Source organism: Streptomyces sp. BRA346 (genome assembly GCF_052851135.1).
Map to the genome: position 1 here is coordinate 144,643 of NZ_JAIWIH010000008.1, position 25,028 is coordinate 169,670.

At 74.0% G+C, this 25,028-nt stretch carries 21 protein-coding genes; 12 read left to right on the forward strand and 9 right to left on the reverse strand.

The window, feature by feature from the left end; all coding sequences use genetic code 11:
• Window positions 1-26: 26 nt before the first annotated feature.
• Window positions 27-944, reverse strand: coding sequence for a class I SAM-dependent methyltransferase (locus LCH29_RS13640; protein ID WP_446461978.1), 918 nt, complete (start codon window positions 942-944; stop codon window positions 27-29).
• Window positions 945-1,180: 236 nt separating this feature from the next.
• Here LCH29_RS13640 and LCH29_RS13645 point away from each other — a divergent pair, with 236 nt between their 5' ends.
• Window positions 1,181-2,269: an NAD-dependent epimerase/dehydratase family protein gene (locus tag LCH29_RS13645; RefSeq protein WP_446461979.1), complete on the forward strand. Its 1,089-nt coding sequence runs from the start codon at window positions 1,181-1,183 to the stop codon at window positions 2,267-2,269.
• Window positions 2,270-2,470: 201 nt separating this feature from the next.
• Here LCH29_RS13645 and LCH29_RS13650 read toward each other — a convergent pair whose 3' ends face one another.
• Window positions 2,471-3,583, reverse strand: coding sequence for a sensor histidine kinase (locus LCH29_RS13650; protein WP_446461980.1), 1,113 nt, complete (start codon window positions 3,581-3,583; stop codon window positions 2,471-2,473).
• Complete coding sequence (locus tag LCH29_RS13655) at window positions 3,576-4,373, reverse strand: response regulator transcription factor (RefSeq protein WP_446461981.1); 798 nt, start codon at window positions 4,371-4,373, stop codon at window positions 3,576-3,578. Before LCH29_RS13655 ends, LCH29_RS13650 begins: the two co-directional genes overlap by 8 nt.
• A gap of 115 nt (window positions 4,374-4,488) precedes the next feature.
• On the opposite strand from LCH29_RS13655, the gene LCH29_RS13660 reads away from it, so the two are divergent.
• Genes LCH29_RS13660 through LCH29_RS13670 form a run of 3 tightly spaced genes read left to right on the forward strand, consistent with a single transcriptional unit; the run spans window position 4,489 to window position 6,571 of the window.
• The gene (locus LCH29_RS13660; RefSeq protein WP_446461982.1) at window positions 4,489-5,214 is read left to right on the forward strand and encodes a glycosyltransferase family 2 protein; all 726 of its coding nucleotides are present in this window, start codon (window positions 4,489-4,491) and stop codon (window positions 5,212-5,214) included.
• On the forward strand, window positions 5,211-5,873 hold the full coding sequence (locus tag LCH29_RS13665) for a TIGR04282 family arsenosugar biosynthesis glycosyltransferase (protein ID WP_446461983.1): 663 nt from the start codon (window positions 5,211-5,213) through the stop codon (window positions 5,871-5,873). The genes LCH29_RS13660 and LCH29_RS13665 overlap by 4 nt, the downstream gene beginning before the upstream one ends.
• Entirely contained in the window at window positions 5,870-6,571 is a 702-nt protein-coding gene (locus tag LCH29_RS13670; RefSeq protein WP_446461984.1) for a methyltransferase domain-containing protein, read from the forward strand. Before LCH29_RS13665 ends, LCH29_RS13670 begins: the two co-directional genes overlap by 4 nt.
• Here LCH29_RS13670 and LCH29_RS13675 read toward each other — a convergent pair.
• Both LCH29_RS13675 and LCH29_RS13680 read right to left on the reverse strand, forming a co-directional pair.
• A complete protein-coding gene (locus LCH29_RS13675; RefSeq protein WP_446461985.1) occupies window positions 6,519-6,989 on the reverse strand; it encodes a hypothetical protein in 471 nt (156 codons plus the stop codon). The two genes, LCH29_RS13670 and LCH29_RS13675, sit on opposite strands and share 53 nt — an antisense overlap.
• Entirely contained in the window at window positions 6,986-8,254 is a 1,269-nt protein-coding gene (locus tag LCH29_RS13680; RefSeq protein ID WP_446461986.1) for a molybdopterin-dependent oxidoreductase, read from the reverse strand. Before LCH29_RS13680 ends, LCH29_RS13675 begins: the two co-directional genes overlap by 4 nt.
• A 163-nt stretch (window positions 8,255-8,417) precedes the next feature.
• Here LCH29_RS13680 and LCH29_RS13685 point away from each other — a divergent pair, with 163 nt between their 5' ends.
• Window positions 8,418-9,827 carry a hypothetical protein gene (locus tag LCH29_RS13685; RefSeq protein WP_446461987.1) on the forward strand — a complete coding sequence of 470 codons (1,410 nt, stop codon included), beginning with the start codon at window positions 8,418-8,420 and terminating at the stop codon, window positions 9,825-9,827.
• A gap of 96 nt (window positions 9,828-9,923) precedes the next feature.
• Entirely contained in the window at window positions 9,924-11,252 is a 1,329-nt protein-coding gene (locus LCH29_RS13690; RefSeq protein WP_446461988.1) for a hypothetical protein, read from the forward strand.
• A 78-nt stretch (window positions 11,253-11,330) separates the two neighbouring features.
• Here LCH29_RS13690 and LCH29_RS13695 read toward each other — a convergent pair whose 3' ends face one another.
• Window positions 11,331-13,148 carry a transglycosylase domain-containing protein gene (locus LCH29_RS13695; RefSeq protein WP_446461989.1) on the reverse strand — a complete coding sequence of 606 codons (1,818 nt, stop codon included), beginning with the start codon at window positions 13,146-13,148 and terminating at the stop codon, window positions 11,331-11,333.
• Between the two features lie 577 nt (window positions 13,149-13,725).
• Here LCH29_RS13695 and LCH29_RS13700 point away from each other — a divergent pair.
• The 4 genes from LCH29_RS13700 (at window position 13,726) to LCH29_RS13715 (ending at window position 18,841) form a co-directional block, all read left to right on the forward strand.
• Entirely contained in the window at window positions 13,726-15,030 is a 1,305-nt protein-coding gene (locus tag LCH29_RS13700) for a DUF692 domain-containing protein (RefSeq protein WP_446461990.1), read from the forward strand.
• A gap of 5 nt (window positions 15,031-15,035) precedes the next feature.
• Window positions 15,036-16,079 carry a TIGR04222 domain-containing membrane protein gene (locus tag LCH29_RS13705; protein WP_446461991.1) on the forward strand — a complete coding sequence of 348 codons (1,044 nt, stop codon included), beginning with the start codon at window positions 15,036-15,038 and terminating at the stop codon, window positions 16,077-16,079.
• 81 nt (window positions 16,080-16,160) lie between these two features.
• Entirely contained in the window at window positions 16,161-16,973 is an 813-nt protein-coding gene (locus LCH29_RS13710) for a TIGR04222 domain-containing membrane protein (RefSeq protein ID WP_446461992.1), read from the forward strand.
• Window positions 16,974-17,083: 110 nt separating this feature from the next.
• Window positions 17,084-18,841, forward strand: coding sequence for an alpha/beta hydrolase (locus LCH29_RS13715; protein WP_446461993.1), 1,758 nt, complete (start codon window positions 17,084-17,086; stop codon window positions 18,839-18,841).
• 63 nt (window positions 18,842-18,904) lie between these two features.
• Here the strand turns inward: LCH29_RS13715 and hemQ are convergent, their stop codons facing one another.
• Genes hemQ through LCH29_RS13730 form a run of 3 tightly spaced genes read right to left on the reverse strand, consistent with a single transcriptional unit; the run spans window position 18,905 to window position 22,844 of the window.
• Complete coding sequence (gene hemQ / locus LCH29_RS13720) at window positions 18,905-19,654, reverse strand: hydrogen peroxide-dependent heme synthase (protein WP_446461994.1); 750 nt, start codon at window positions 19,652-19,654, stop codon at window positions 18,905-18,907.
• Window positions 19,655-19,659: 5 nt separating this feature from the next.
• On the reverse strand, window positions 19,660-21,108 hold the full coding sequence (gene hemG / locus LCH29_RS13725; protein WP_446461995.1) for a protoporphyrinogen oxidase: 1,449 nt from the start codon (window positions 21,106-21,108) through the stop codon (window positions 19,660-19,662).
• Complete coding sequence (locus LCH29_RS13730) at window positions 21,105-22,844, reverse strand: IclR family transcriptional regulator domain-containing protein (protein ID WP_446461996.1); 1,740 nt, start codon at window positions 22,842-22,844, stop codon at window positions 21,105-21,107. Before LCH29_RS13730 ends, hemG begins: the two co-directional genes overlap by 4 nt.
• An 81-nt stretch (window positions 22,845-22,925) precedes the next feature.
• On the opposite strand from LCH29_RS13730, the gene LCH29_RS13735 reads away from it, so the two are divergent.
• Together LCH29_RS13735 and LCH29_RS13740 are read left to right on the forward strand one after the other, a co-directional pair.
• On the forward strand, window positions 22,926-24,116 hold the full coding sequence (locus LCH29_RS13735; RefSeq protein WP_446461997.1) for a 4-hydroxybenzoate 3-monooxygenase: 1,191 nt from the start codon (window positions 22,926-22,928) through the stop codon (window positions 24,114-24,116).
• Entirely contained in the window at window positions 24,113-24,925 is an 813-nt protein-coding gene (locus LCH29_RS13740) for an IclR family transcriptional regulator (RefSeq protein WP_446461998.1), read from the forward strand. The genes LCH29_RS13735 and LCH29_RS13740 overlap by 4 nt, the downstream gene beginning before the upstream one ends.
• Window positions 24,926-25,028 lie beyond the last annotated feature (103 nt).

The window sequence follows — 25,028 nt, forward strand, 5'->3', positions numbered from 1 at the left end:
GGGCCGGGGCGGGCGGCGGGGCCGGGTCAGGCGCGGCGGCGCTTGCGGATCGCGCGCGTCACCACCGGCGGCAGCACATCGGCGGCCAGCCGCCGGACCTGGCTGGGGCGGCGCGGGGCGGACGCCGGGGCGGCGGCGGCCGGGCCCGGCTTGGCGGCGGGGGCGGCGGCGGGTGCCTCCAGGGCGTAGCGGGACCGCGGCGCCGCCGGGTTCTTGGGCTTTCCGGAGAACCTCAGCACCCGGCTGCCCGCGATCTCCTGCCTGCTGGTCTGCATCCCGCGGCGCCATGCGTCGTCCGCGAGCATCTCCTCCTGGATCGGCCCGGGGTCGCCCCACATGCCGTACATCTTCTGGGTGGTCAGGCAGATGGGCCGCAGTCCGCGGTTGAAGACGGCCTCCCACGCGGCGGCGGCCACGCCGGGGGTGTGCTCGGAGCGGAAGTCGTCGAGGACGACGATGCCGCCGGGCAGCAGGACGTCACGCGCGGCACCGATGTCGCCCTCCACGTGCTCGTACAGGTGCGAGGCGTCGACGTGGACGAAGCGGCAGGTGTCGTCGTCCACGAGGCTGGGCACGACGGAGGTCGTGCCCTGGATGATGTCGGGCAGCTCGTCGTGGAACGCCAGGTAGTTCTGCTCGAAGGCGGTGCGGGTGAGGGTGGAGTACGACTTCCGGGCCTCCGCCGCGTTGTTCTCGTCCGGCGCGTCCTCCGCGTCGAAGAGGTCGCAGACCGTGAAGCGCTCGTCAGCCCGCAGGTACGCGGCGGTGAAGATGGCGCTCTTGCCCATGTAGGCGCCCATCTCCATGAGGTCCCCGTGCTCCCCGAGGCGCTCCTGGCGCCTCAGGAAGAAGTCGAACAGCACTTGGTCAAGGCTGGGGAACCACCCCTTGACGTCATTGAGGCTGCGGGGGCGCTGCGCTGCTTCGGCGGTGGTGGCCGTCATGGTGCTCTCTGTTCCTCGGAGGCGGTCGGGAGAGACGTTGAATCGCGGGCCACGCTGGCAGTGACAAGCAACGCCGGGACGTCACGGTTGTGTGTTTTATGTGACCGGAACACCGGGCGAGCGGGCGGGCACAGGAGGTAAGCGGACGGAGCGCGTCCGGAATGAGGTCTTACGGACCGATGACGGGACGGCGCGGCCACGGGCCCGGCGGCCGGTGAACGCCTAGCGTCGGGGCCATGCGCGTACTCGTCACCGGCGGCGCGGGCTTCATCGGCTCGCACGTCGTCACCGCTCTCACCGACCGCGGCCATGAGCCGGTCGTCCTCGACGCCCTGCTGCCCGCCGCCCATCCGGCGCCGCCGCGGCCGTCCGGCGCCGAGTGGGTCCACGCCGATGTGCGGGACCGGGCGGCGGTGGAGGAGGCGCTGCACGGGGTGGACGCCGTCTGCCATCAGGCGGCGATGGTCGGCCTCGGCAAGGACTTCGCCGACGCGCCGGACTACGTCGGCTGCAACGACCTGGGCACGGCGGTCCTGCTGGCGGCCATGGCCGAGCGCGGGGTGCGCTCCCTGGTGCTGGCCGGGTCGATGGTGGTGTACGGGGAGGGGCGCTACGACTGCCCCCGGCACGGCCGGGTCCGCCCCGGCCCGCGCGCCGAGGCCGACCTGGCGGCGGGGCGGTTCGAGCCCGGCTGCCCGGACTGCGGCACCCCGCTGCGACCGGGCCTCGTCGACGAGGACGCACCGGCCGACCCGCGCAACGTCTACGCCACCACGAAGCTGGCGCAGGAGCATCTGGCGGCGGCGTGGGCGCGGTCCGTGGGCGGCCGCGCGGTCTCGCTGCGCTACCACAACGTCTACGGTCCTGGCATGCCGCGCGACACCCCGTACGCGGGCGTCGCCTCCTTCTTCCGCTCGGCCCTCGCCCGCGGCGAGGCGCCCACGGTCTACGAGGACGGCGGGCAGCGCCGCGACTTCATCCACGTGCGGGACGTGGCCTCGGCCAACGCCGCCGCCCTGGAGGCGGTCGCCGCCACGGCGGAGCCGAGCGGCCTCACCGCGTACAACACCGGCAGCGACGACCCTCATACGATCGGCGAGATGGCCGAGGCCCTGGCGGCGGCCTGCGGCGGCCCCGCGCCGCAGGTCACGGGCGCGTACCGGCTGGGCGACGTACGGCACATCACCGCCTCGTCGCGGCGGCTCCGCGAACGGCTGGGATGGCGACCCGCGGTCCCGTTCGACGAGGGTATGACGGAGTTCGCCCACGCACCCCAGCGCGCGGCGGCCACCCCGGCGCCGCGCCCGCTCCGCCCCGTCCGGTAACGGCGTTCCGCGCCCCGCCCCGGGCCATCGGCGCACCCGCGCCGCCTCCCCCCGCTCCGGCAGGGCCACCGGCAGACGGGCGGCCGCGCCCGAGCACCGCGACGCTGCCGGGGGCGCACCGGCATCCGCGGCCACCGGACGCGCCCTTCCTCGACCCCGAGTGCGCGACCCCACCGGAACCGGAGGACCGCCCGGGCGTGCCTACGCCCGGGCGGCGGGCAGGCGGACCTCGAAGCGGCAGCCGCCGTCGACGTTCCGCACGGCCGCCTGGCCGTGGTGGGCCTCGACGATGCCGCGGACGATGGCGAGGCCCAGCCCGGCGCCCGCCGGGGGCGTACGGGCGTGGGTGCCGCGCCAGCCGGTGTCGAACACGCGCGGCAGGTCCTCCTCCGGGATGCCGCCGCAGCCGTCGGTGACGGACAGCACCACCGTGTCGGCCTCGCGCCGGGCGGCCACGGCGACCGTGCCGTCGGCCGGGGTGCGGCGGATGGCGTTGATGAGGAGGTTGCCGAGGACGCGGGTCATCTCCTTCCCGTCGACCTCGACCGGAATGGGGTCCACGGGGTCGCCGATCAGCTGGACGCCCAGCTCGCGGGCGACCGGGTAGACGCCCGCGAGCGCGTCGCCGATCAGGTCGTAGACGGAGATCCGGGCCGGGGCGAGGGACAGCGCCCCGGCGTGGATGCGGGACAGTTCGAAGAGGTCGCCGACCATGGTGTTGAGCCGCTCCACCTCGGTGCGCATCTGGCGGTGGTAGCGGGCCGGGTCGTCCACCATGCCGTCCTCCAGCGCCTCGGACATGGCCCGCAGTCCAGCCAGCGGGGTGCGCAGATCGTGCGAGATCCAGGCGACCAGCTCGCGGCGGGAGGATTCCAGGGCGCGTTCGCGTTCCCGGGACTGGGCCAGTTTGGCGCTGGTCGCGGCCAGTTCGCGGCCGAGCTCGGCGAGTTCGGCGGTGGCCGCGCCGTCGGGGGCCGCGAAGCTGCCGCCGTCCCCGAAGGAGCGGGCGGCGAGGGTCAGTTCATGGCTGCGGGCCACCACCCAGCGGCCCAGCAGCAGCGCGGTGGCCAGGGACACCACCGCGGCCATGGCGCAGACGGTGGTGACGACCGTCAGGTCGTGGGTGGACAGGAACATCGCCCAGGCGACCGCGAGCGTCCCGGCGAGCATGGCCGTCACCGCGACGGCGGCCACGACCGCGAGGGACACGACGACGGACCGGCCGCGCAGCAGCCGCAGGGCGAGCGCGCCGAGCAGTCCGGCCGCGGCGGCGCCGAGGAACGCGAACAGCGCCATCAACAGGACGTCACGCATGGCGGTCCGGCTCCTCCGCCCCGGCCGGTGCTTCGTGCGCGTCCGGCTCGTCGAAGCGGTAGCCCACGCCCCAGACGGTCTGGATGAGGCGTGGCGCGGCGGGGTCGTCCTCGATCTTTCCGCGCAGCCGCCGCACATGGACGGTGACGGTGGACAGATCGCCGAAGTCCCAGCCCCATACGTCCCGCATCAGCTCCTCGCGGGTGCAGGCGACCCCGGGGTGGCGCAGCAGGAAGGCCAGCAGGTCGAACTCGCGGAGGGTGAGGGCGAGTTCCCGGCCGTCCCTGGTGGCGCGGCGGGCCATCGGGTCGAGGGTGATCCCGGCGCGCCGGAGCACGGTGTCCGGCCGCTCGGCACCGGAGCCCCGCGCACCGGCGGGAGCGGCGGAGGTGGCGGTGGTACGCGGTCCGGTACGGCTGCGGCGCAGCACCGACTCCACCCGCAGCACCAACTCGCGCGGGCTGAACGGCTTGGTGACGTAGTCGTCCGCGCCGATCTCCAAGCCGAGGATCCGGTCGTCCTCGTCGCCGCGGGCGGTCAGCATGATCACGGGCACCGGGCCCTTGCCGCGGAGCGCGCGGCACACGTCCAGGCCGTCCATGCCGGGCAGCATCAGGTCGAGGACGACCAGGTCGGGCCATTGGGCGTCGGCGCGGGCGAGCGCGCCGGGGCCGTCGGCGGCCCGGTCGACGGCGAAGCCGGCGCGGGTGAGGTACCCGGCGACGACCTCGGCGACGGTCGGATCGTCGTCCACGACGAGCACGCGGCCGGGAGGAGGGGTCTGCTGCATGCCCTCCAGCCTGACACCGACCCGGGCGGACCGTCCCGCCCACGACCGGGGACGGCGGCGACGTCCGCGTTTCGTAAGGACCTGAAGTCCGGAATGCGGCTTTTTCGTTCGTAGGGTGGGCCGGGTGACAGACTCGACCGCTCCTCGTGCGGACATCGTCCTTCCGTGTCTGGACGAGGCCGCCGCCCTGCCCTGGGTGCTGGAACGCATCCCCGCCGGCTGGCGCGCCATCGTCGTCGACAACGGTTCGACGGACGACTCGGCCGCGATCGCCCGCTCCCTCGGCGCCACCGTCGTCCATGAGCCCCGCCGCGGCTTCGGGGCCGCCTGCCACGCCGGGCTGCTCGCCGCCGACGCCGACGTCGTCTGCTTCTGCGACTGCGACGCCTCGCTCGATCCCGGGCTGCTGGCGGGCTTCGTCCGCAGCGTCGCCGACGGCGACGCGGATCTCGTCCTGGGGCGCCGCCGCCCGCAGGAGCGCGGCGCCTGGCCCGTGCACGCCCGGCTCGGCAACATCGCGCTGTCCCGGATGGTGCGGCGGCGCACCGGAGCCGCCCTGCACGACCTCGGCCCCCTGCGGGCCGCCCGGCGCGCACCGCTGCTGGCCCTGGGCCTCACCGACCGCCGCAGCGGCTATCCGCTCCAGATGGTCGTGCGGGCCGCGGACGCGGGCTGGCGGATCGAGGAGCGCGACGTGCCGTACCGGCCGCGCACCGGAAAGTCGAAGGTCACCGGCACCTGGCGGGGCACCTGGCACGCGGTGCGCGACATGCGGGCGGTCCTGCGCCAGCCAGCGCCCGCGGCCGCCTCCTCCGGCGACCGCGCGGGGGCCGCCCGGTGACCGGGCCGGACGCCGGGCGGCGCGCGGAGTCCACGGTGGTCGTCATCGCCAAGGAGCCCGTCGCCGGGCGGGTGAAGACCCGGCTCACTCCCCCGTACACCCCGGCGGAGGCGGCGGCGCTCGCCGGGGCCGCCCTCGCGGACACCCTGCACGCCGTGCTCGGAATGCCCGCCCGGCGCCGGGTGCTGGCGCTCGACGGGGCTCCCGGGCCCTGGCTGCCGCCGGGCATCGAGGTCGTGCCGCAGGGCGGCGGCGGCCTGGACGAGCGGCTGGCCGCGGCCTTCGCCGGATGCCAGGGGCCCACGCTGCTGGTCGGCATGGACACCCCGCAGATCAGCCCCGTCCTGCTGGCGCCCGCGCTGGGCAGGGGCGGCTGGCGGGACTGCGACGCCTGGTTCGGCCCCGCCGCCGACGGCGGGTTCTGGGCCCTGGGCCTGGCGGAACCCGATCCGGAGCTGCTGCGCGGCGTGCCGATGTCCACGCCCACCACCGGCGCCGCCCAGCGGCGCCGTCTGGTGGACGCGGGGCTGCGGGTGCGCGAACTGCCCGTGCTGCGGGACGTCGACACGGCGGACGACGCCGCGTGGGTGGCGGCCCTCACCCCGGGCAGCCGGTTCGCCCGTACCCTCGCCGGGCTGCCCCGGGCCGCCGCCCGATGAGCACGGCGATACGCGACGACGCGGGCGGCACCAGGGGGTCCTGGCGCGCCGACCCCTATACGCGGGCGCTGAGCGCGGGCCGGGGCCCGCTGTTCCTGCGCCGTGCGGACGGCTGGCTGCTGCCCCTGGAGGTCGAGCGCTGGTGCGCGGACGCCGACGCGGCGGACCGCACCGTGCTGCGCCGGTGCCGGGGGCCCGTCCTCGACATCGGGTGCGGCCCCGGGCGGCTGGTGGCCGCGCTCGCCCCGCACGGCCGCACCTGCCTCGGCATCGACGTGAGCCGGGCGGCGGTCGCCCGTACCGTCCGCGCCGGCGGCCCGGCCCTGTGCCGCTCGGTCTTCGAGCCGCTGCCGGACGAAGGGCGCTGGGGCACGGCGCTGCTGCTCGACGGCAACATCGGCATCGGCGGCGACCCCCGGGCCCTGCTGGCGCGGGTGACGCAACTCCTCGCCCCCGAGGGGCTGCTGATCGTCGAGGCGGCCACCGCCGACGTCGACGAGCGGGTCCGGGTGCGGGTGGACGACGGGCGCGGCCCGGTCGGCACGGCGTTCCCCTGGGCCCGGGTGGGCGCCCCCGCGCTGCTGCGCCACGCCCGCGCGGCGGGCTGGACCGCCGTCGAACGCTGGACGGCCCGGGGCCGCGACTTCATGACCCTGCGTCGCGCCGCCGTGCCCGGGACCGCCGCACCGCCGTCCTGACCGACAGCCAGAGCGCGGAGACGGCGAACAGCCCGGCGGTGATCAGCAGCCAGCGCGGCAGGAAGACATCGGCGGACAGCCCGGCCGCACGCTCGTAGCGGCTCCGCTGCGTCCCCGCGATCAGCGGGAACCACACCAGCAGCAACAGTCCCGAGACGAAGGCGGGCACCCGAACGAAGTTGACGTACGAGGCGGGCGCCGGGACCGCCCGCCGGAGCGCCCGGTCGGCGAGCCCGTACAGCGGCAGCAGCACCAGGTCGTGCAGGACGGCCGCGCCGACGAACCACAGCACGATCCCGAGCCAGTCGCCGCGCAGCAGCCGCACCCCCGCGTAGGCGGTCAGCGCGAAGGAGCACAGAAGCAGGAGCAGATGCAGGGGCGAGTCGCCGTAACGCCGCCGGAAACCGGAGCTCTTCATGCCGTCTCCCCGGTCTCTCCGAAGCTCAGCCGGGCCACCCACTTGGTGTTGTGCACGCCCGGGGCGTTCGGGACGATCACGCGCGCCGGGTAGCCGTGGTCCGGCGACAGGTCCGCGCCGTTGACCCGCAGGGCGAGCAGGGAGCGCGGATCGCGGACCTGGTTGTCGCGCAGCACGACCGAGCGGAACGAGCCGTGCCGCTGGAGCGATTCGACGAGGACGCCCGGCGGCCGCTCGCCCAGTCCGACGAGCCCGGCGAGGTCGGCCAGCCGCACCCCCTCCCACCGCTGGTCGGGGGTGGACCACCCCTCGACGCAGGCGATCGGCAGCGCCGCCCCGTGCCGCGGCAGCCGCAGCAGCTGCTCACGGGTGAGGACGACCTCACGTCCCGGGCCGCGCACCACCAGCCGCCAGCCGGGGCCGATGTCGCGGGCGCGGATGCCGACGGCCGCGGCGGTCTTGTTGATCTGGAAGCCGTTCGGCCCCCGGCCCGGCTCCCGGCCGTGCGGGGCGAGCAGCGCGGTGTTCCGCAGCGGCCCGTCGAGGCTCTGCCCGGCCGTCACCACCAGCAGCGCGGCCGAACCGGTGCCCACCATGGCGAGCGCGCCCCGCCGCGACATGGTGGGCGGGGCGGGATCCGGGCTGACCAGACCGGTCTCGTCGGGCGGTTCCGGACGGGTGCGGGAGACGGGGGTGCGCAGCTCCGCCCGCAGGTCGCGGCCGCGCAGCGCGCGCACCATGCGCGGGAAGCGGAGCGCCACGTGGACGGCGAACGCGCCCATGAAGATCCACGCGCCGTAGAAGTGCAGCGGGTAGAAGGACCCGGGAAAGACGTACTCCAGCTGGACGTTGAGCACCCCGGTCACGAACTCGAACAGCCCGCCGCCGACCAGCGCGAGCAGCGACAGCCGCTCAAGACCGTGCCCGAGGGACCGCACCGGCGGCCGCTCGAACAGCTTGGGGACGACGGACCACAGCTTGGCCAGCAGTACCGGGACCAGTACGACGCCGAGCGTGACGTGCACCCCTTGGGTGACGCGGTAGAGCCAGACGGGGTGGGTCGGCCAGGAGAAGAGGTAGAAGCCGAGCAGCCCCTTGTCCGGCGTCTTGTCGTTGACCGGCGACAGATCCGGGTTGTACGCGGCGTACGACAGCAGCCCGGTGACGAACAGCACCGGAATCCCGAACAGCAGGATCAGGCCGAAGACGGACGTCAGCCAGGGGCCGCGCAAGGGGCTGCGCCAAGCGGGGGAACGGTGACTCATGGCACGACGGTAGGGCCGCCGGACCGGTCCTCAGGGGCTCCGACGCATGACGAAATTCTGACGTCGGCCCACCCGGCCGTACCTCACCCCCAGGATCTGACGGTTCGGTGACATCACGCGCCGCAGCGGCCATTCCGGCAGGTCACCGGCATAGCGTGAGGCCGTGAAGCTCCCCCTCCGCACCGATGACCCGACCCTTCGTACCCCGGGTGGCGACGAGCGGACCGGCCGCCGCCGGGATGTGCTCGCCGCGGCTGCCGCCGCGCTCCTCTTCGCCGTCGCGGCCGTCGTCGGCACCCTGATCCAGCGGACCGACCACACCCTGTACGTCGACTGGGCGCCGCTGTACGCCGACTGGCTGCCCCACGCGGGCCCCGGCACGCCCGCCGCCGTGGCCCTCGCCGTGGCCGTCGTCGCCCACGGGCCGCGGATCGCGGCGACGCTGCCGTGGCGTCGGCTGCTGTGGGCGGGCTGGGCGACCGCGATGGCCTGGACCTGGTCGCTGGCGCTCGTCGACGGCTGGGGGCGGGGCGTCGCCGGGCGGCTGACGCAGCGCCATGAGTATCTGCGCGGCATCGACCGCTTCCAGGACGTCGGCGCCGCGCTCCGCGGCTTCACCGGTCACATCCTCCTCACCCAGCCCGACCACTGGCCCGCGCACATCGCCGGGCATCCGCCGGGCGCCGTGCTCACCTTCGTCGGGCTGGACCGCCTCGGGCTCGGCGGCGGCGGATGGGCGGGGGCGTTCTGCATCACCGCCGGAAGCTCGGCGGTGGCCGCCGTCCTGGTCACGCTGCGCGCACTGGGCCAGGAGCGCGCGGCGCGCACCGCCGCGCCCTTCCTCGTACTGGCCCCGGCCGCGGTGTGGGTGGGGGCGTCGGCGGACGGCTATTTCGCGGCGGTCGCGGCCTGGGCACTGGCGCTGCTCGCGCTGGCGGCGACCCGTACGACCCGGGCGCCGGGGGCCGTCGCGCTGGCCGCCGGGCTGCTGCTCGGTCTCACCGCGTACGTGTCGTACGGGCTCACGCTCATGGCGCTGCCCGCCGCGGCCGTACTGCTCCTCGCCCGTACGGCACGGCCACTGCCCGGAGCGCTGGTCGGCGCCGCGGTGGTGGCGGGCGCGTTCACTTTGGCCGGTTTCGCCTGGTGGGAGGGGTACGACCTGCTGGTCGAGCGCTACTACCAAGGGGTCGCGGCGGACCGCCCGTACGGCTACTGGGTGTGGGCCAACCTCGCCAACGCGGCGATCGCGGCCGGTCTCGCCTCCGTCGCCGGGGCCCGCCGGGCGGTGGGGGCCGCGCCGGGGGCGGTACGGCGGCTGCGCCGCGGCGATCTGGGCGATGAGGGCGGGGCGGACGGGCTCGTGGTGCTCGTGTTCGCCGCGCTGCTCGCGCTGGCCACCGCCGATCTGTCCGGGATGAGCAAGGCCGAGACGGAGCGCATCTGGCTGCCGTTCGTGCTCTGGCTGCTTCCGGCCGCCGCGCTGCTTCCCGCCCGTGACCTGCGCCGCTGGCTGGCGGCGCAGGCCGGTCTCGCGCTGCTGGTGAACCATCTGCTGCTGACCGGTTGGTGAGTGCCGGTCAGTGAGTAGCCGATGTGAAGAGCAGGTGATACTTCTGTGATACTGAGCGGGGCACACAACTGAACCGTTGCCAGGGGGCGGGACCCGTTGAAGGCGTTGAAGACCTTGAAGGCATCACGATCCTTGAAGGCGTTGAAGGCATTATCGGCGCGGAACGCCTATGGCATGGCCGCGCCCCTGGGCGCGCTGACGGCCGTGGCCGTGGTCGTGGCGCTGCTCATCGCCCTGACCTCGCCGGGCGATACGAGCGGCGCGGTGGACGGCAGCGTCCAGGCCGCCGCCCCCGTGCCGCGAGGGGACAAGGTCCCCAGGGGCACCAAGAAGAAGAACAAGTACGCCGACTGGGACGGCAAGGTGAAGGTGATCGGGGACGGCTCGACGTCCTACACCGGCCCCCAGCCGAAGCAGCCGAAGATCGAGAAGCTGAAGCCGGGGCAGAAGCCCCCGCAGTTCGTGGTCTTCTCCTGGGACGGCGCGCTGGAGAACGGCGATCACCTCTTCTCCCGCTTCCGCCGGGTCGCCAAGGAGAGCGACGCCCGGATGACGTTCTTCCTGAGCGGCATGTATCTGCTGCCCAAGTACAAGAGCAGCCTCTATCGTCCGCCGATGCACAAGCAGGGCGCGGCCGCCATATCCTTCCCCACCGATGAGCACATACGCGAGACGCTGGAACAGCTGCGCGGGGCGTGGCTGGAGGGCAATGAGATCGGCTCGCACTTCAACGGGCATTTCTGCGGCTCCAAGGGCGGCGGCGAGTGGACCACCCGGCAGTGGAAGAGCGAGACCGAGCAGGCGTACTCCTTCGTGAAGAACTGGAAGACCAATACCGGCTTCACCGACATCGAGCCGCTGCCCTTCGACTATGACGAGGAACTGGTCGGCGGCCGTGCCCCCTGTCTCGAAGGACAGAAGAATCTGATCCCGGCCATCAAGTCGATGGGCTGGCGCTACGACGCGAGTTCTCCGGGCGACTTCCAGATCTGGCCGTCCAAAATCGACGGCATATGGAACTTCCCGCTCCAGTTGGTGCCGTACCCGGAGAGCGAGAAGCAGGTCCTCTCCATGGACTTCAACTTCCTCTTCAATCAGTCCGGTGACAGCACCGACGGCGATCCGGCGAAGTACGCCGAATGGGAGCGGCTGACCCGAGAGGGCTATCTGAACGGTTTCGAGCGCGTCTACAACGGCAGCCGGGCACCGCTGTTCATCGGCAACCACTTCGAGACCTGGAACGGCGGCATCTATATGCAGGCCATCGAAGACGTGATGCGCAGCGTGTGCAAGCGCCAGGGTGTGCGGTGCGTATCGTTCAAGCAGCTCGCGGACTGGCTGGACGCCCAGGATCCGAAGGTCCTGGAAAAGCTGCGGATGCTCGACCCGGCGGAATCTCCGGACTGGAAGTCGTACACCAAGTAGCGATACGGCGAGAAACACAGAGCCCGGCCCGGTGCGTTCCGTTCGACGCACCGGGCCGGGCTTCTATCTGTCTCCCGGCTACTTCTTCCCCGCACCCGCCATATAGCGCGTCCAGATGTCCAGCGGATAGGTGTCGCTCGCCTTTCCGGTGGCGTCTCCGCCCATTCCCTTCAGCGGCAGCAGTTCCTGGGTCTTGGGGTCCACCCGCGACAGCGACACGGCCGTGGACACCTCGTCGGTGTAGCCCACGAACCAGGACGAGGTGCCGTCCTGTGCCGTGCCCGTCTTACCGGCCGCATCGGGCCCGACCACCGCCGCCGCCTGCCCGGTGCCGCCCTGGACCGCGCCGTGCAGCGCGTCGTCCACCTGCGTCGCCACCTGGGCGCTGAACGCCCGCTTGGCGCGGTCCTTGCGCAGGGCGAACTTCTCGCCGTTGCGGGTCAGTCCGCTCACCGAGAACGGCGGCACATGGGTGCCGTTCGCGGTGAACGTCGCGTAGGCGCTGGCCATCCGGATGGAGCTGGGCGTCGCTGTGCCGAGCGAGAACATGGGCACGCGCGCGCCGAAGCTGCTGGGCAACAGCCCCGCGTCGATGGAGGCCTGGCGGACGCGGTCGAGGCCGACGTCCATGCCGAGCTGCATCATCGGGGTGTTGATGGACTGGACGATCGCCTGGCGCAGGCTGACCTGCCCATAGGACTGCTCGCCGTCGTTCTCGCCCCGCACGATCTTGCCGCTGCGGTCCCAGTAGGGCCCCTCGGGGGTCTTCACGGCGACCTTGTTGTTGCCGTCGTAGAGCGTGGTGGGGGCGACGGGTGTGCGGGGGCTGTTCCGCTCCTTGAGCACGCCGTCGCGCAGCGCGGCCGCGTAGACGAAGGGCGTGAAGGCGGTACCGGCCGGGACGACGGAGGCGTTCGCGTCGTTGAAGCCCTGTTCCAGATAGCCGGGGCCGCCGTACAGCGCCTCGATGCGCCCGCCCGGTGTCACGGAGGCGGCGCCGATGCGTACGTACCGGTCCTCCCGGCGGTTCTTGGGGTCGAGGCCGTCGCGGGTCTTCTTCACCGAGGCGGCGAGCGCCGTGACCTTCGCCTTCTCGAAGGTGGTGTGGATCTGATAGCCGCCCAGGTCGAAGTCGGCGTCGGAGATGTCGGTATGGGAACTCACATACGCCTTGGCGGTCTCCACCAGATAGCCGACCTGTCCGGTGAGCCCGGCCGGCCGGGGCGCCGGATGGGGGTCGGGGAACGTGGTGTACTTCGCCCGCTCGGCCTTGGAGAGCTTCCCGATGTCGACCATCCGGTCCAGCACCCACTTCCAGCGCTCGACCGCCCGTTCGTGGTTCTTGGCGCTGAGCGTCGGGTCGAAGGTTCCGGCGCCCTTGAGCAGTGAAGCGAGCATCGCGCCCTCGCTCGCGTTGAGCCGGGAGACGTCCTTGCCGTAGTACGCGTAGGAGGCCCGCTGAATGCCGTAGGTGCCGCGCCCGAACCAGCTGGTGTTCAGATAGCGTTCGAGAATCTCCTGCTTGCTCATCCGGTCGTCGAGCTTGATGGCCATGAACATCTCGGTGAGCTTGCGGGAGAACGTCTGGCGCTGATTCAGATAGGCGTTCTTCACATACTGCTGGGTGATGGTCGAGCCGCCCTGGGTCTCACCGCCCGTCACCATACGGGTCACGGCGCGCATCAGACCGCTCGGGGAGATGCCGCTGTCCGAGTAGAAACTGGCGTTCTCGGCGGCGAGGATCGCCCACTGGACCTTTTCCGGCACCTTGGACAACGCCACCTCCTGACGGTTGACCGGGCCCGTGCGGGCCATCTCGGAGCCGTCGGCCCAGTAGTAGACGTTGTCCTGCTGGGTGGCGAAGTCGTTGAGGTTCTTGGGTATCTCCGTCTGCATGTAGAGAAAGCTCAGGACACCGGTCAGACTCCCGAGGCAGAACACGAAGAGGAGACCCATCTGACGCCACGACGGCAGCCACCGCCGCGCGCCCCGTCTCCCGGCCCGGGGGTAGTCGATCCGGATATGGCGGGCCGCCCAGCGACGCAGCTGCAACCCGCGCCCGACCGACGACGGCGGTGGCTTACGGTGTGCGTTACGGCGGTGCTTCCCCATGGCATTGTTGCTGCCCAGCACGTGTGTTCCCCCACGCTCGCTCCGCGCGCGGGCGCGGCACAAAGGTGTGATCTTCCATCCCCCCAGACCACACGACCTTATTCTCCCTTCCGAACATCTGTCGCCACAGGGCCCCAAAATTTTGTAACAGTGCAGATATTCCGCAACTCACCGCCCCACCACGGCCGTCGGAGACCGTGAAGGCGGGCGACGCGGGGCGCGCCGAGGGGCGTAGCGTGACACCCCGAAGCTCAAATGAACCTCTGAACCACAAGCGCCGTGGATTCGTCCTCCCCTCCGGGGGTCATTACCCCGGCAGGTGAGAACGCCCGGCAAGAGACCGGCAGGAGAAGGGGGAGCCATGACGCGTCTCGGTACCGGAATCGGCTGGCGACCGGAAATCGCCGAGGACATCGCGCGCCTGCCCGGCATCGACTGGGTGGAGGTGGTGGCCGAGAACGTCTGCCCCGGCCATGTGCCGGACGCGCTGCTGCGGCTGCGCGAGCGCGGTACGACGGTGGTCCCGCACGGCGTCTCGCTCGGCCTCGGCGGCGCCGAGCGGCCGGACCCGGAGCGGCTGAGCGCCCTCGCGGAGCGGGCGGAGGCACTGGGCTCGCCGCTGGTCACCGAGCACATCGCGTTCGTACGGGCCGGGGGGCCGCTGACCGGGTCACCCGCCATCGAGGCCGGGCATCTGCTGCCGGTGCCGCGTACCCGGGACGCGCTGGACGTGCTGTGCGAGAACGTGGCGATGGCCCAGGAGGCGCTGCCGGTGCCGCTCGCCCTGGAGAACATCGCCGCGCTGATCTCCTGGCCAGGCGAGGAGATGACCGAGGGGCAGTTCCTGGCCGAGCTGGTCGAGCGGACCGGCGTGCGGCTGCTCATCGACGTCGCCAACCTGCACACCAACCACGTCAACCGGGGCGAGGACCCGGCGAAGGCGCTGGACGAGCTGCCGACCGAGGCCATCGCGTACGTCCATGTGGCGGGCGGCGTCGAACGGGACGGGGTGTGGCACGACAGCCACGCCCACCCGGTGACGCAGCCGGTGCTCGACGTGCTCGCCGGGCTGTGCGCCCGTACCACGCCGCCCGGGGTGCTGCTGGAGCGGGACGAGGACTTCCCGGCGGCCGAGGAGCTGGCGGGCGAGCTGGACGCGATCCGCGCGGTGACGGCGGCCGGGGTGACGGCCGCCGATGCCGCGCCCGCGCCGAAGCACGGCCCGCACGGAAACGGCGTACCGGACATCGACGCCGCGCGGGAGCGGCTCGCGCGCGCCCAGACCGCGCTGCTGTCGGCGCTCGTCGCGGGCGCCCCGGCGCCGGAGGGCTTCGACCGGCGGCGGCTGGGGGTCCAGAGCCGGGCGCTGACGTCCAAGCGGGCCGGGGTGGTCGCCAAGGTCGCCCCCGAGCTGCCGGAGATCCTGGGCGACGGCTACCGGCGGGCGTTCGGGGGGTACGCCGACGGCCGTCCGATGACCGGCGGCTACCGCCGCGACGCGATGGCGTTCGTCGAGCATCTGCTGGCGGCCGATGACGTCCGGGACGCCGCGACCCGGCGCCGGCTGACGCTGTGGTGGCAGGAGCGCTCCGGGCCCGCCCCGCTGTCCTCGCACCCGCTGGCGCGCTTCGCCCGCCGGGCCCGGCTCGTGCTGAGCGGGGGGTGACGGGCATGGACGCGATCGTGATCCTCGTGTACGTGGTGGTGGCCGTGTCGTCGGCCGTGGTCATCACGGGCGTCGCACGGACCCGGCGGGCCGCCGCGGGGGCGCCGGAAACCGGCGTCGACGACCTCCTGGAGGCCGCGTTCCTGGCGGGCGGGCCCGGCCGGGTGGCCGACACCGTGATCAGCGAGATGCACACCGATGGCCGGCTGGCGGTCGGCGGGCCCGGGGTGGTCTCGATACGGCAGCCGGTCGCCCGCACCCCGATCGAGAACGCGCTTCTCACCGTTCTCACCAACTCCCCGAACGGCGCCCTCGACCGGCTGCGCCGGGAGCTGATGCGCGCCCCGGAGGTGCAGGCCATCGGGGACGACCTGGCGGCGCGCGGGCTGCTGATGCGCCCCGCCGCCCTCCGTCCGTGGCGGAGCGCGGCGCAGGCGCAGGTGGTGGCCTGCTGGCTGGGCGTGCCCCTGGGCATCTGGCTGACCGTCCGGCAGAACACGGACGGGAGCGACGCGTTCCCGGTGATCTTCCGGATCCTTCCGGCACTGTTCCTCGGCTTCGGGATCGGCGGCGTCTGCGCGAGCCTGGCCAAGGGCCGGCTGACGTCGGCCGGGAGGCGGGCCCTGGACGCCTTCCGGAGGGACATCGAGATGGGCACCGCCGAGCGGCCCGGAAGGCTGCCCGGCGGGCACTGGTCGTCCGCGCCCGGCGTATCCTCCGCGAACTCCGCGGCGAGGGCGGCGCCCGCCGTCGCGGTCGCCGTGGCGCTGGGCGGCGCGGCCACCATCGCCGCCGACACGGTGCTGCGGGACCAACTGTTGCAGGCGCACCGGGTGACGGGCGCGTCCTCGGGCAGCGGTTCGGGCTCGTCGGGCGTCTCCGACTTCTCCGGCGGCTCGTGGTGCGGCGGGGGCTCCGGGGGCTCCGGCTGCGGCGGCTCGTCGTGCGGAGGCGGCTCCTCGTGCGGGGGCGGCGGTTCCGGCTGCGGCGGGGGCGGTTCGGGCTGTGGCGGGGGCGGCGGCGGGGGCGGCTGCGGCGGAGGCAGCTGACCGCTCACGCGTCGTGGCACCGAATCGCGCATTTCGCGAAATCTCTGGCGTGGAAGCGGTCGGGTCCAGTAGAACTCGGCCATGTTGTGGGTCCTGTTCCTGCTCGTCGCATGGGGCTCTGCGGTGGTCAGCTGCACCCGCCTGTGCCTCGCCGCGGTCGCGGCCGCCCAGCCCATGGAAGCCACCGCCGGTCCGCGGCCCGACGGGCGGACCCTGAGCCTGTACGAGGCGGCGTTCCTGGCAGGCGGGCCGCGGCGGGTCGCCGATCTCGCCCTGGTGTCGATGTCCCGTGAGCGCCGCCTGCTGCTCGCCCACACCGGCTGGGTCACCGTCGTGGACCCGGACGGCCGGAACGATCTCGAACGCTCGGTCATCGCCGCGATAGGCCCGCGGGGCCAGTCCCCCGTGCCGCCGGTCCGCAACCTCCTGACCACCGCCGACCCGGTGCGGGCGCTGGCCGACCGGCTGGTGGCGGCGGGGCTCGCGGTACCCGCGGGAGCCCGCGCGAACGTCGCGGCCGCGGTGCGGCAGGTGCGGCTGGCGTGCGGCGTGATCCTGCTGACGGGCGTGGTCGCGCTGCTGATGGTGCCACCCGCGTCGGGCCCGGGACCGGCGCTGGCGTGGTTCGCGCTTCCGCTGCTCCTCACCGCGAGCTGCCTGGTGATCGCGCGGGTCGAGGTGCATCCGTACTCGCGCTGGGCCTCGCCCGCCGGACAGCAGCTGCTGGGCCGGATCGACGTGCCGCCCCGGCGGCCCGTCGCCCAGCGCACCGGGGGCGGGGCCGACGAGGAGCCCGACGACGGCGAGCTGCTCACGGCCCTCGCCGTCCACGGCACGGCCGCCCTGCCCGATCCGGCGCTGCGCGCCGCGCTGAGGGCGCATTGGGGTCATTGACCCGACACCTTGGGGTCCAATGGCCCCGACACCGCGGCCCGGTGCTTTACATGGTCAATCTCCGCACCAAGTATCCCTTTTGTTGCGTTATGGGCGGAGAGGGACGGCTTGTGAGAGCAGCAGCGCTGTACGGCATCCTCGGACCGCTGTCCCTGTCCCTGGCGATGACGGCGCTGCTCGCCACCCCCGCCACCGGCAGACCGCTCGCCGCGCCGCCACCCGCGCACCCCACCGCCGCGGCCGCCGCCGGGCCCCCGGCGCCGACCGCCGTCGCGGCGGCGCCCGCCTGGTCCGGCTCCCCCGCCTCCGCCGTGCTGGCCTCGCCCACGCTGGTCGTGCCCCGGGGCGGCGCCGCCCAGGCCCGCGGGGTGACCGTGGCGGCCCGGGAGGCGGCCGCCCGGGGCATCACCTTCGGCAGCTGCCCGAGCTCCGAGGAGCTGTCGTCCGACGTCCGCTGCGGCACCGTCTCCGTACCGCTGGACTACGCGCGGCCGCACGGCAGGCACATCCGCCTCACCGTCAGCCGCGTCCGCGCCTCCGGGCCCGAGGCCCGGCGGCAGGGCGCGCTGGTCTACAACCCGGGCGGGCCGGGCGCGTCCGGCATGACGTTCCCCGAGTACGCCGCCCAGGACGGCTTCCGCAAGACGGCCGCGGTCTACGACTTCGTCGGCTACGCGCCCCGCGGAGTCGGCGGCTCCGCGCCGGTGTCCTGCCGACGCCCGGAGTCCTTCGCCAAGACGCCGACCAGCTCCCCGCAGCACCCCTCCGCCGCGTATCTGCGGGCGATGCGCACGCGGGCGCGCGCGTACGCCCGGGGCTGTGTGCGCCGTACGGGGGCGGCCCTGCGGCACATCACCACGCTGAACAACGCCCGCGACCTCGATGTGCTGCGTGCCGCGCTCGGCGAGAAGCGGCTCACCTTCGTGGGCGCCTCGTACGGCACGTACTACGGGGCCGTCTACGCGACGCTCTTCCCCCGCCATGTGCGCCGCATGGTGTTCGACAGCGTGGTGAACCCCGGCCCCGCGCAGATCTGGTACCGCAACAACCTGGACCAGTCCCTGGCCTTCGAGCGGCGCTGGGCCGACTGGCGCCGCTGGGCGGCCCGGCACCACGCCGTCTACCGCCTCGGCACGACGCCCGCCCGGGTACTCGCCGCGTACCGGAAGGCGGCCCACCGCCTGGCCCGGAAACCGGCGGGCGGCCGCGTCGGCACCGGGGAGCTCCAGGACGCGTTCGTGCGGGTGGGCTACAACGACGCCTACTGGGACCCCAGCGCGCGGGCCCTGTCCGCCTATCTGCGCGGCAATCCCCGGCCGCTGATCGCGCTGGCCGCGTCCGAGTCCCGGAACGCGGTGGCCGACGAGAACAGCACCGCCGTCTACACGGCCGTGGAGTGCAACGACGCGCCCTGGCCGCGCCGCTGGGCGAGCTGGAACCGGGAGAACACCGCCCTCGCGCGCCGGGCGCCCTTCGAGACCTGGGACAACGTGGCGATGAACCTGCCCTGCGCCTACTGGCCGCTGGGGCACGACACCCCCATGGACGTGACCGCCCGGCCGGGGCTGCCGCCGGTGCTGCTGCTGGCGGCCGAACGGGACGCGGCCACTCCGTACGCGGGCGCCAAGGAGCTGTGGCGCAGACTCCCCGGCGCCTCCCTGGTGACCGAGCGGAAGGCCGGTACCCACGGCCTGTGGGGCGGCCCCAACGCCTGCGTCAACCGCAAGGTCGACACGTATCTGCTGACCGGGAAGACGCCGGGCCGGACCGCCTCCTGCGCACCGCGCCCGGCACCGGAGCCGCGTCCGGCCCCGGTGCCCGGGTCCGGCAAGCAGCCCGCGCTCCCCGGAGGCCCGGGGGCGCCGTGACGGGCAGGGCCGTGACGGGCAGGGCCACGGCCGTCAGGGCGGTGACCGTCAGGGCCGTGACCGTCAGGCCAGACCGGCGACCAGTTCGGAGACCGGCTTGCGCCGCCCGGTGTAGAACGGCACCTCCTCGCGCACATGACGGCGCGCCTCGGAGGCGCGCAGATGGCGCATCAGGTCGACGATCCGGTGCAGCTCGTCCGCCTCGAAGGCCAGGATCCACTCGTAGTCGCCGAGGGAGAACGACGCGACGGTGTTGGCGCGCACATCGGGGAAGCCGCGCGCCATCTTGCCGTGGTCGGCGAGCATCGTGCGGCGCTCCTCGTCGGGCAGCAGATACCACTCGTAGGACCGCACGAAGGGGTAGACGCTGACGTAGTCGCGCGCGTTCTCGTCCGCGAGGAACGCGGGGATGTGCGACTTGTTGAACTCCGCCGGGCGGTGCAGCGCCATGTTCGACCACACCGGCTCCAGGGCGCGGCCGAGCCGGGTGCGGCGGAAGAGGTTGTACGCCTCCTGAAGCGCGTCGGAGGTCTCCGAGTGCCACCAGATCATGACGTCCGCGTCCGCCCGCAGCCCGGAGACGTCATAGGTGCCGCGCACGGTGACGTCCTTGGCGGCGAGCTGTGCGAAGAGCTGCTCGACCTCGTCGGCGTAGCCGGTGCGGTCCTCCGGCAGCACGTCGCGCAGCCGGAACACCGACCACAGGGTGTAGCGGATGACCTCGTTGAGGTCCTTGGCCTTCTTCCCCGCGTTGGGCGCCTTGGGCGACGGGACGGTCTCGGGGGTGTCGGGGGTCTCGGGAGCAGCAGTCATGGTGCCTATTCTCGCTCTCCGCCGTGCGAGCCCGCCGCCAGGGTCGCCGTCAGCAGCTCGTCGGCGGCCGTGCGGGCGGATCCGATGCACGCGGGGATGCCGACGCCGTCGTAGACCGCGCCGCACACCCGCAGCCCGGGCAGCTTGGCGACCTCCGCGCGGATCCGGGCGACCCGGTCGAGATGGCCGACCGGGTACTGCGGCAGCCCGCCGTCCCAGCGGCTCACCCGGGTCGCCACCGGCCGGGCGTCGAGTCCGGTGGCCGCGCCGAGATCGGCGAGCGACATCTCCACCAGGTCGGCGTCGTCGCGCTTCAGATGCTCCTCGTCCTCGAACCGCCCGATCGAGGTACGCAGCACGAAGAGGTCGGGGGCGGCGTCGCGGAGCCAGCCCCATTTGCGGCTGGAGAACGTGGCCGCCTTGATCGTGCGGCCGTCGACCGGCGGGACCAGGAAGCCGCTGCCGTCGGCGAGCGACGCCGCGTCGTCGCGGCGGAAGGCCATGGTGATCAGCGCCATGGAGGCGTAGTCGACGGTGGCCAGCTCGGCGGAGGCGGCCGGGGAGTCGGCGGCCAGGAGCCGGGCGGCGGCGGGCGCGGGGGCCGCCACCACGACCGCGTCGGCCCGCAGCACCTCGTCGTCGGTGACGACGGTCCAGCCGTCGACGGTCCGCCGCAGCTCCCGTACGGGCGCGCCGGTGCGGATCTCGCCGCCCCCGGCCCGTACGGCGTCGGCCACCGCGAGCGGCAGCCGCCCGATGCCGCCGTCGATGCCCATGAACACCGGCCCGGCCCCGCCCTGCCGCTGGGCGGCCCGCTCGGTCAGCTCCCGGACCCCCTCGGCCAGCGGGCGGTTCGCGCGGGCCAGTTCGAAGAGGGTGGGCACCGCGGCCCGCATCGAGGTGCGGTACACATCCCCCGCGTACACCCCGCCGAGCAGCGGCTCGACCAGCCGGTCCACGACCTCCCGGCCGAGCCGGGCCGCGATGAACTCGCCGAGCGCCACGTCCTCGCCGACCGGTGTGGGCGGCAGCTCCGCGTCACGGGCGATGCGCGCCAGCCCCTCGTCCGAGATCACCCCGGACGCGGCGAGCGGCGCCACGTCGCCGGGCACGCCCATCACATGGCCCTTGGGCATCGGCCGCAGGGTGCCGCGCGTCCACAGGGAGGCGGTCGCGGTCGCGGGCGGCTGGAGCCGCTCGCCGAGGCCGACGGCGCGCGCAAGATCCACCGCCTCCGGGCGCCGGGCGAGCATCGATTCGGCGCCCAGGTCCACGGCGACGCCCTCGAGCTCGCCCGCGCACAGCTTGCCGCCCAGCCGCCCCGACGCCTCCAGCACGGTCACCCGCGCCCCGCCGGCCTGGAGCCGGTGGGCGGCCGCGAGACCCGAGATCCCGCCGCCGATGACGACGGCATGGCCGGTGTGCCCCGGGGGCGGGGAGGTCACTGCGCTCATGCCCCCACTCTCTCACCCGCCCCCAGGAGGTGATGGGCCGAGGCCGTGGCGAGGTCGGCCTCGATGCGGGCGGCGGCGGTCCGCAGCGCCGGGAGCAGCTCCTCGACGGCTGCCTCCGCGCTGCCGCGGCCCGCGTGGGTGGCGATGTTGAGCGCGGCCACCACCCGGCGGTCCGCGCCCCGCACGGGCACCGCGAGCGACCGCAGCCCCTCCTCCAACTCCTCGTCCACCAGGGCGTAGCCGTCCCTCCCGGTCCGCTCCAGGACGCGGGCCAGCTCGGGCACGGCGGTCACGGTGTGCCGGGTCAGCGGCTTCGGGTCGAGCCCGGCGAGATACTCCGCGCGCCCGCCCGCGTCCAGCCCGGCGAGCAGCACCCGGCCCATAGAGGTCGCGTAGGCGGGGAAGCGGGTGCCGATGGTGATGTTGACGCTCATGATCCGCACGGTCGGTACGCGCGCCACATACCGGATGTCGTCGCCGTCGAGGACCGCCAGGGACGCCGACTCGTGGACGGTGCGGACGAGTTCGCGCATATGGGGCCGGGCCAGCTCGGTGAACGACAGGTCGCCCAGCGGTGCGTAGCCCAGCTCCAGCACCCGCGGCAGCGGGCGGAAGGCCCGGCCGTCGGCCTCCGCGTACTCCGCGTATCCCAGCTCGACGAGGGTCAGCAGGGAGCGGCGCGCGGTGGCCCGGGGCAGCCCGGTGGTCTCGGCGACGGCGGTGAGCGTGCGCCCGCGCCGCGCGCCGTCGCCCTCCTCCCCCTCCCCCGGCGTGCCCAGCGCCCGCAGCACGGTGAGTCCGCGCGCGAGCGACTGGAGATACCCGGTCCCCAGCTCCCGCTTGGCCGCCCGCGCCGGATCCTCGGCGCCCCCCGCCGCGGCCGGTCCGTGCCCGTCTTCCGGCGGGCGGCGGACGGGCGGGGACGCCAGGGCCGCCTCCATCGCCGGGAGCTCCGCGCGCAGCGGGCCCAGCACGGCGGCCCGCAGCGAGGCCACGTCATGGCGGCTGGTGTGGCTGACGACGTTCACCGCGCACACGGTGCGGCCCGAGGCGTCCCGGACCGGAACGGACACCGCCACCAGGCCGGGCTCGATCAGCTGGTCGTCGGCCGCCCAGCCGGTCCGGGCGGCCTCCCGTACGCGCGCCTCGAACCCGGTGTCCGCGGCGGGCCGGTGGCGCGGCGGAACGGCGGGGAAGGCCGCGTCGAGGGGGTCGGCGGCGCGGCGGGCGCGCCAGGCCGCCCACGCCGGCTCGTCCCACTCGGCGGCGAAGAGCGCGCCCGGGGCGCAGCGCTCGGCGGGGAGCAGGTCGCCGATGCGGAAGGCGAGGGACATGGTGCGGCGGCGGGTGGCCTGGACGACGAACCGCGCCCCGTCGCCGTCCGGCACGGCGACCGAGACCGATTCGTCGAGCCCGTCGGCGAGCCGCTCGGCGAACGGACCGAGCGCGTCCGGCAGGCCGCTGGCGGCGAGGTAGGCGTTGCCCAGCTCCATGAGCCGGGTCGCGAGGCTGATGTCGCGCCCGTCGAGCCGCACATACCCCAACTGCTCGAGCGTGCCCACGACGCGGTCGACGACGGACCGGGCGAGCCCGGTGCCGCGCACGAGGTCGCCGGGCCGGACCGCGCCCTCGCCCCGGTGCGCGGCCAGCCGGGTCAGCTCGCAGAGCACGGCGAGGCCGCGCTCGAGAGGACCGACGGGGCCATTGACAGGTGGGGTCACCGGACCGAGACTCATCACAAGCTCGATTATGAACGAAGTTTCACTCCGCGAACAAGTGGGTCCTCGCTTCACCGGATCCGGACGAAGGGACTTTCGATGCACACGACGGTCGGGATCATCGGCGCGGGGCCCGCCGGGCTGCTGCTCGCCCGTCTGCTGCACCGCGCGGGGGTGGACTGCGTGGTGCTGGAGAGCCGGGACCGGGCCTATGTCGAGCAGCGGCAGCGGGCCGGAATCCTGGAGCAGGGCACGGTGGACGTGCTGCGGGAGTGCGGCGCGGCCGAGCGCCTGGACCGCGAGGGGCTGCCGCACCAGGGCATCGAGCTGCGCTTCGAGGGCCGCGGCCACCGCATCGACTTCCCCGCCGCCACGGGTGGCAAGGCAGTGACGGTCTACGCGCAGACGGAGATCGTCAAGGATCTGGTCCGGCTCCAGCTCGCCGACCCCGGGGGCCCTCCCCTGCTGTTCGGGGCCGAGGCCCTGGCGATCGAGAAGCCGGATTCCGAGGCCCCGGTCATCCGCTTCCGCCACGAGGGCCGGGAAGCGACGCTGAGCTGCGACTTCGTGGCGGGCTGCGACGGCTTCCACGGCATCGCCCGGCGCGCGGTCCCGGCCGACCGGGTCCGCACCTTCGAGCGCACCTATCCCTACTCCTGGCTGGGGGTGCTGGCCGATGTGCCGCCGTCCTGCGAGGAGTTGATCTACGCCCGCCACCAGCGCGGCTTCGCGCTGCACAGCATGCGCTCCCCGCAGGTCTCCCGGCTCTACCTCCAGGTGCCGAACGACACCGACCCCGCCGACTGGTCCGACGAGCAGATCTGGGACGAGCTGTCCGCCCGCTTCGCGCTCGACGGCGGCGACGCCGCATGGCGCCTGGAGCGGGGCCCGATCACCGCCACGTCGGTGACCCCGATGCGCAGCTTCGTGCAGGAGCCGATGCGCCACGGCCGCCTCTTCCTGGCGGGCGACGCGGCGCACATCGTGCCGCCGACCGGGGCCAAGGGGCTCAACCTCGCGGTCAGCGACGTGGTCACCCTGGCCCGCGCGCTCGCCCAGCACCACACCACGGGGTCGACCGAGCTGCTGGACGGCTACTCAGCGACCTGCCTCGCCCGGGTGTGGCAGGCCGAGCGCTTCTCGTACTTCATGACGGACACCCTGCACCGCCGCCCGGAGCAGAGCCCGTTCGAGGACCGGCTCCAGATCGCCCAGCTGGACCGGATCGCCACCTCCCGCACCGCATCCGCCGAGCTGGCCGAGAACTACGTCGGCCTCCCGCTGTCATGACGGCCCCGACGGGCCCCCGGATCGGCCACCGCCCGGACGCCGGGCGGTCCGTGGCGGGCCGGGTGCTGGCCGTACTGGACGCGTTCGACGCCTCGCACCGGTCGCTGTCCCTCACCGCCCTCGCCCGGCGCGCCGGGCTGCCGCTGGCCACCGCGCACCGGCTGGTCGCCTCGCTCACCCGCTGGGGCGCCCTGGAGCGCGACACCTCGGGGGCGTACCACATCGGGCTGCGGCTGTGGGAGGTGGCGACGCTGTCGCCGCGCGGGGTCGGGGTGCGCGAGGCGGCGCTGCCGTTCATGGAGGACCTGTACGAGGCCACCCATGAGAACGTCCAGCTGGCGGTGCGCGACGGCCTGGAAGTGGTCTACGTCGAGCTGATCTCCGGCCGCTCCGCGGTCCATGTGCGCACCCGGGTCGGCAGCCGCTGGCCGCTGCACGCCACGGGCGTCGGCCTGGTGCTGCTCGCGTACGGGCCGCCGGGTCTGGGCGAGCGGGTGTGCGCCCGGCCGATGCGCCGGTTCACCGAGCGGACCATTCAGGACCCGGCGCGGCTGCGGGCCACGCTCGCCGAGGTGCGGCGCACCGGAATCGCGGTCAGCGACCGGCAGATCACCATGGACGGGCTGTCCATCGCCGCCCCGGTGCGGGGCCCGCGCGGGGATGTGGTGGCCTCGCTGTCGGTGGTGGTCCCGGCCGCGGAGGGGCGGGCACCGGGGCTGATACCCGCGGTGCGGGTCGCCGCCCACGGCATATCCCGTACCCTCGCCGCCTCCTGGGGACAAGAGTCCCTCGCCGAGGCTTCCGGCTGACGGAAGACCTCGATCTACCCCTTGCCGGGGGTGCGTTCACGCCACATTCTGTGGGGCGCCACCTCCTGTGCGGCACACCGCGCTCCGAGCTGGAACACCCAAC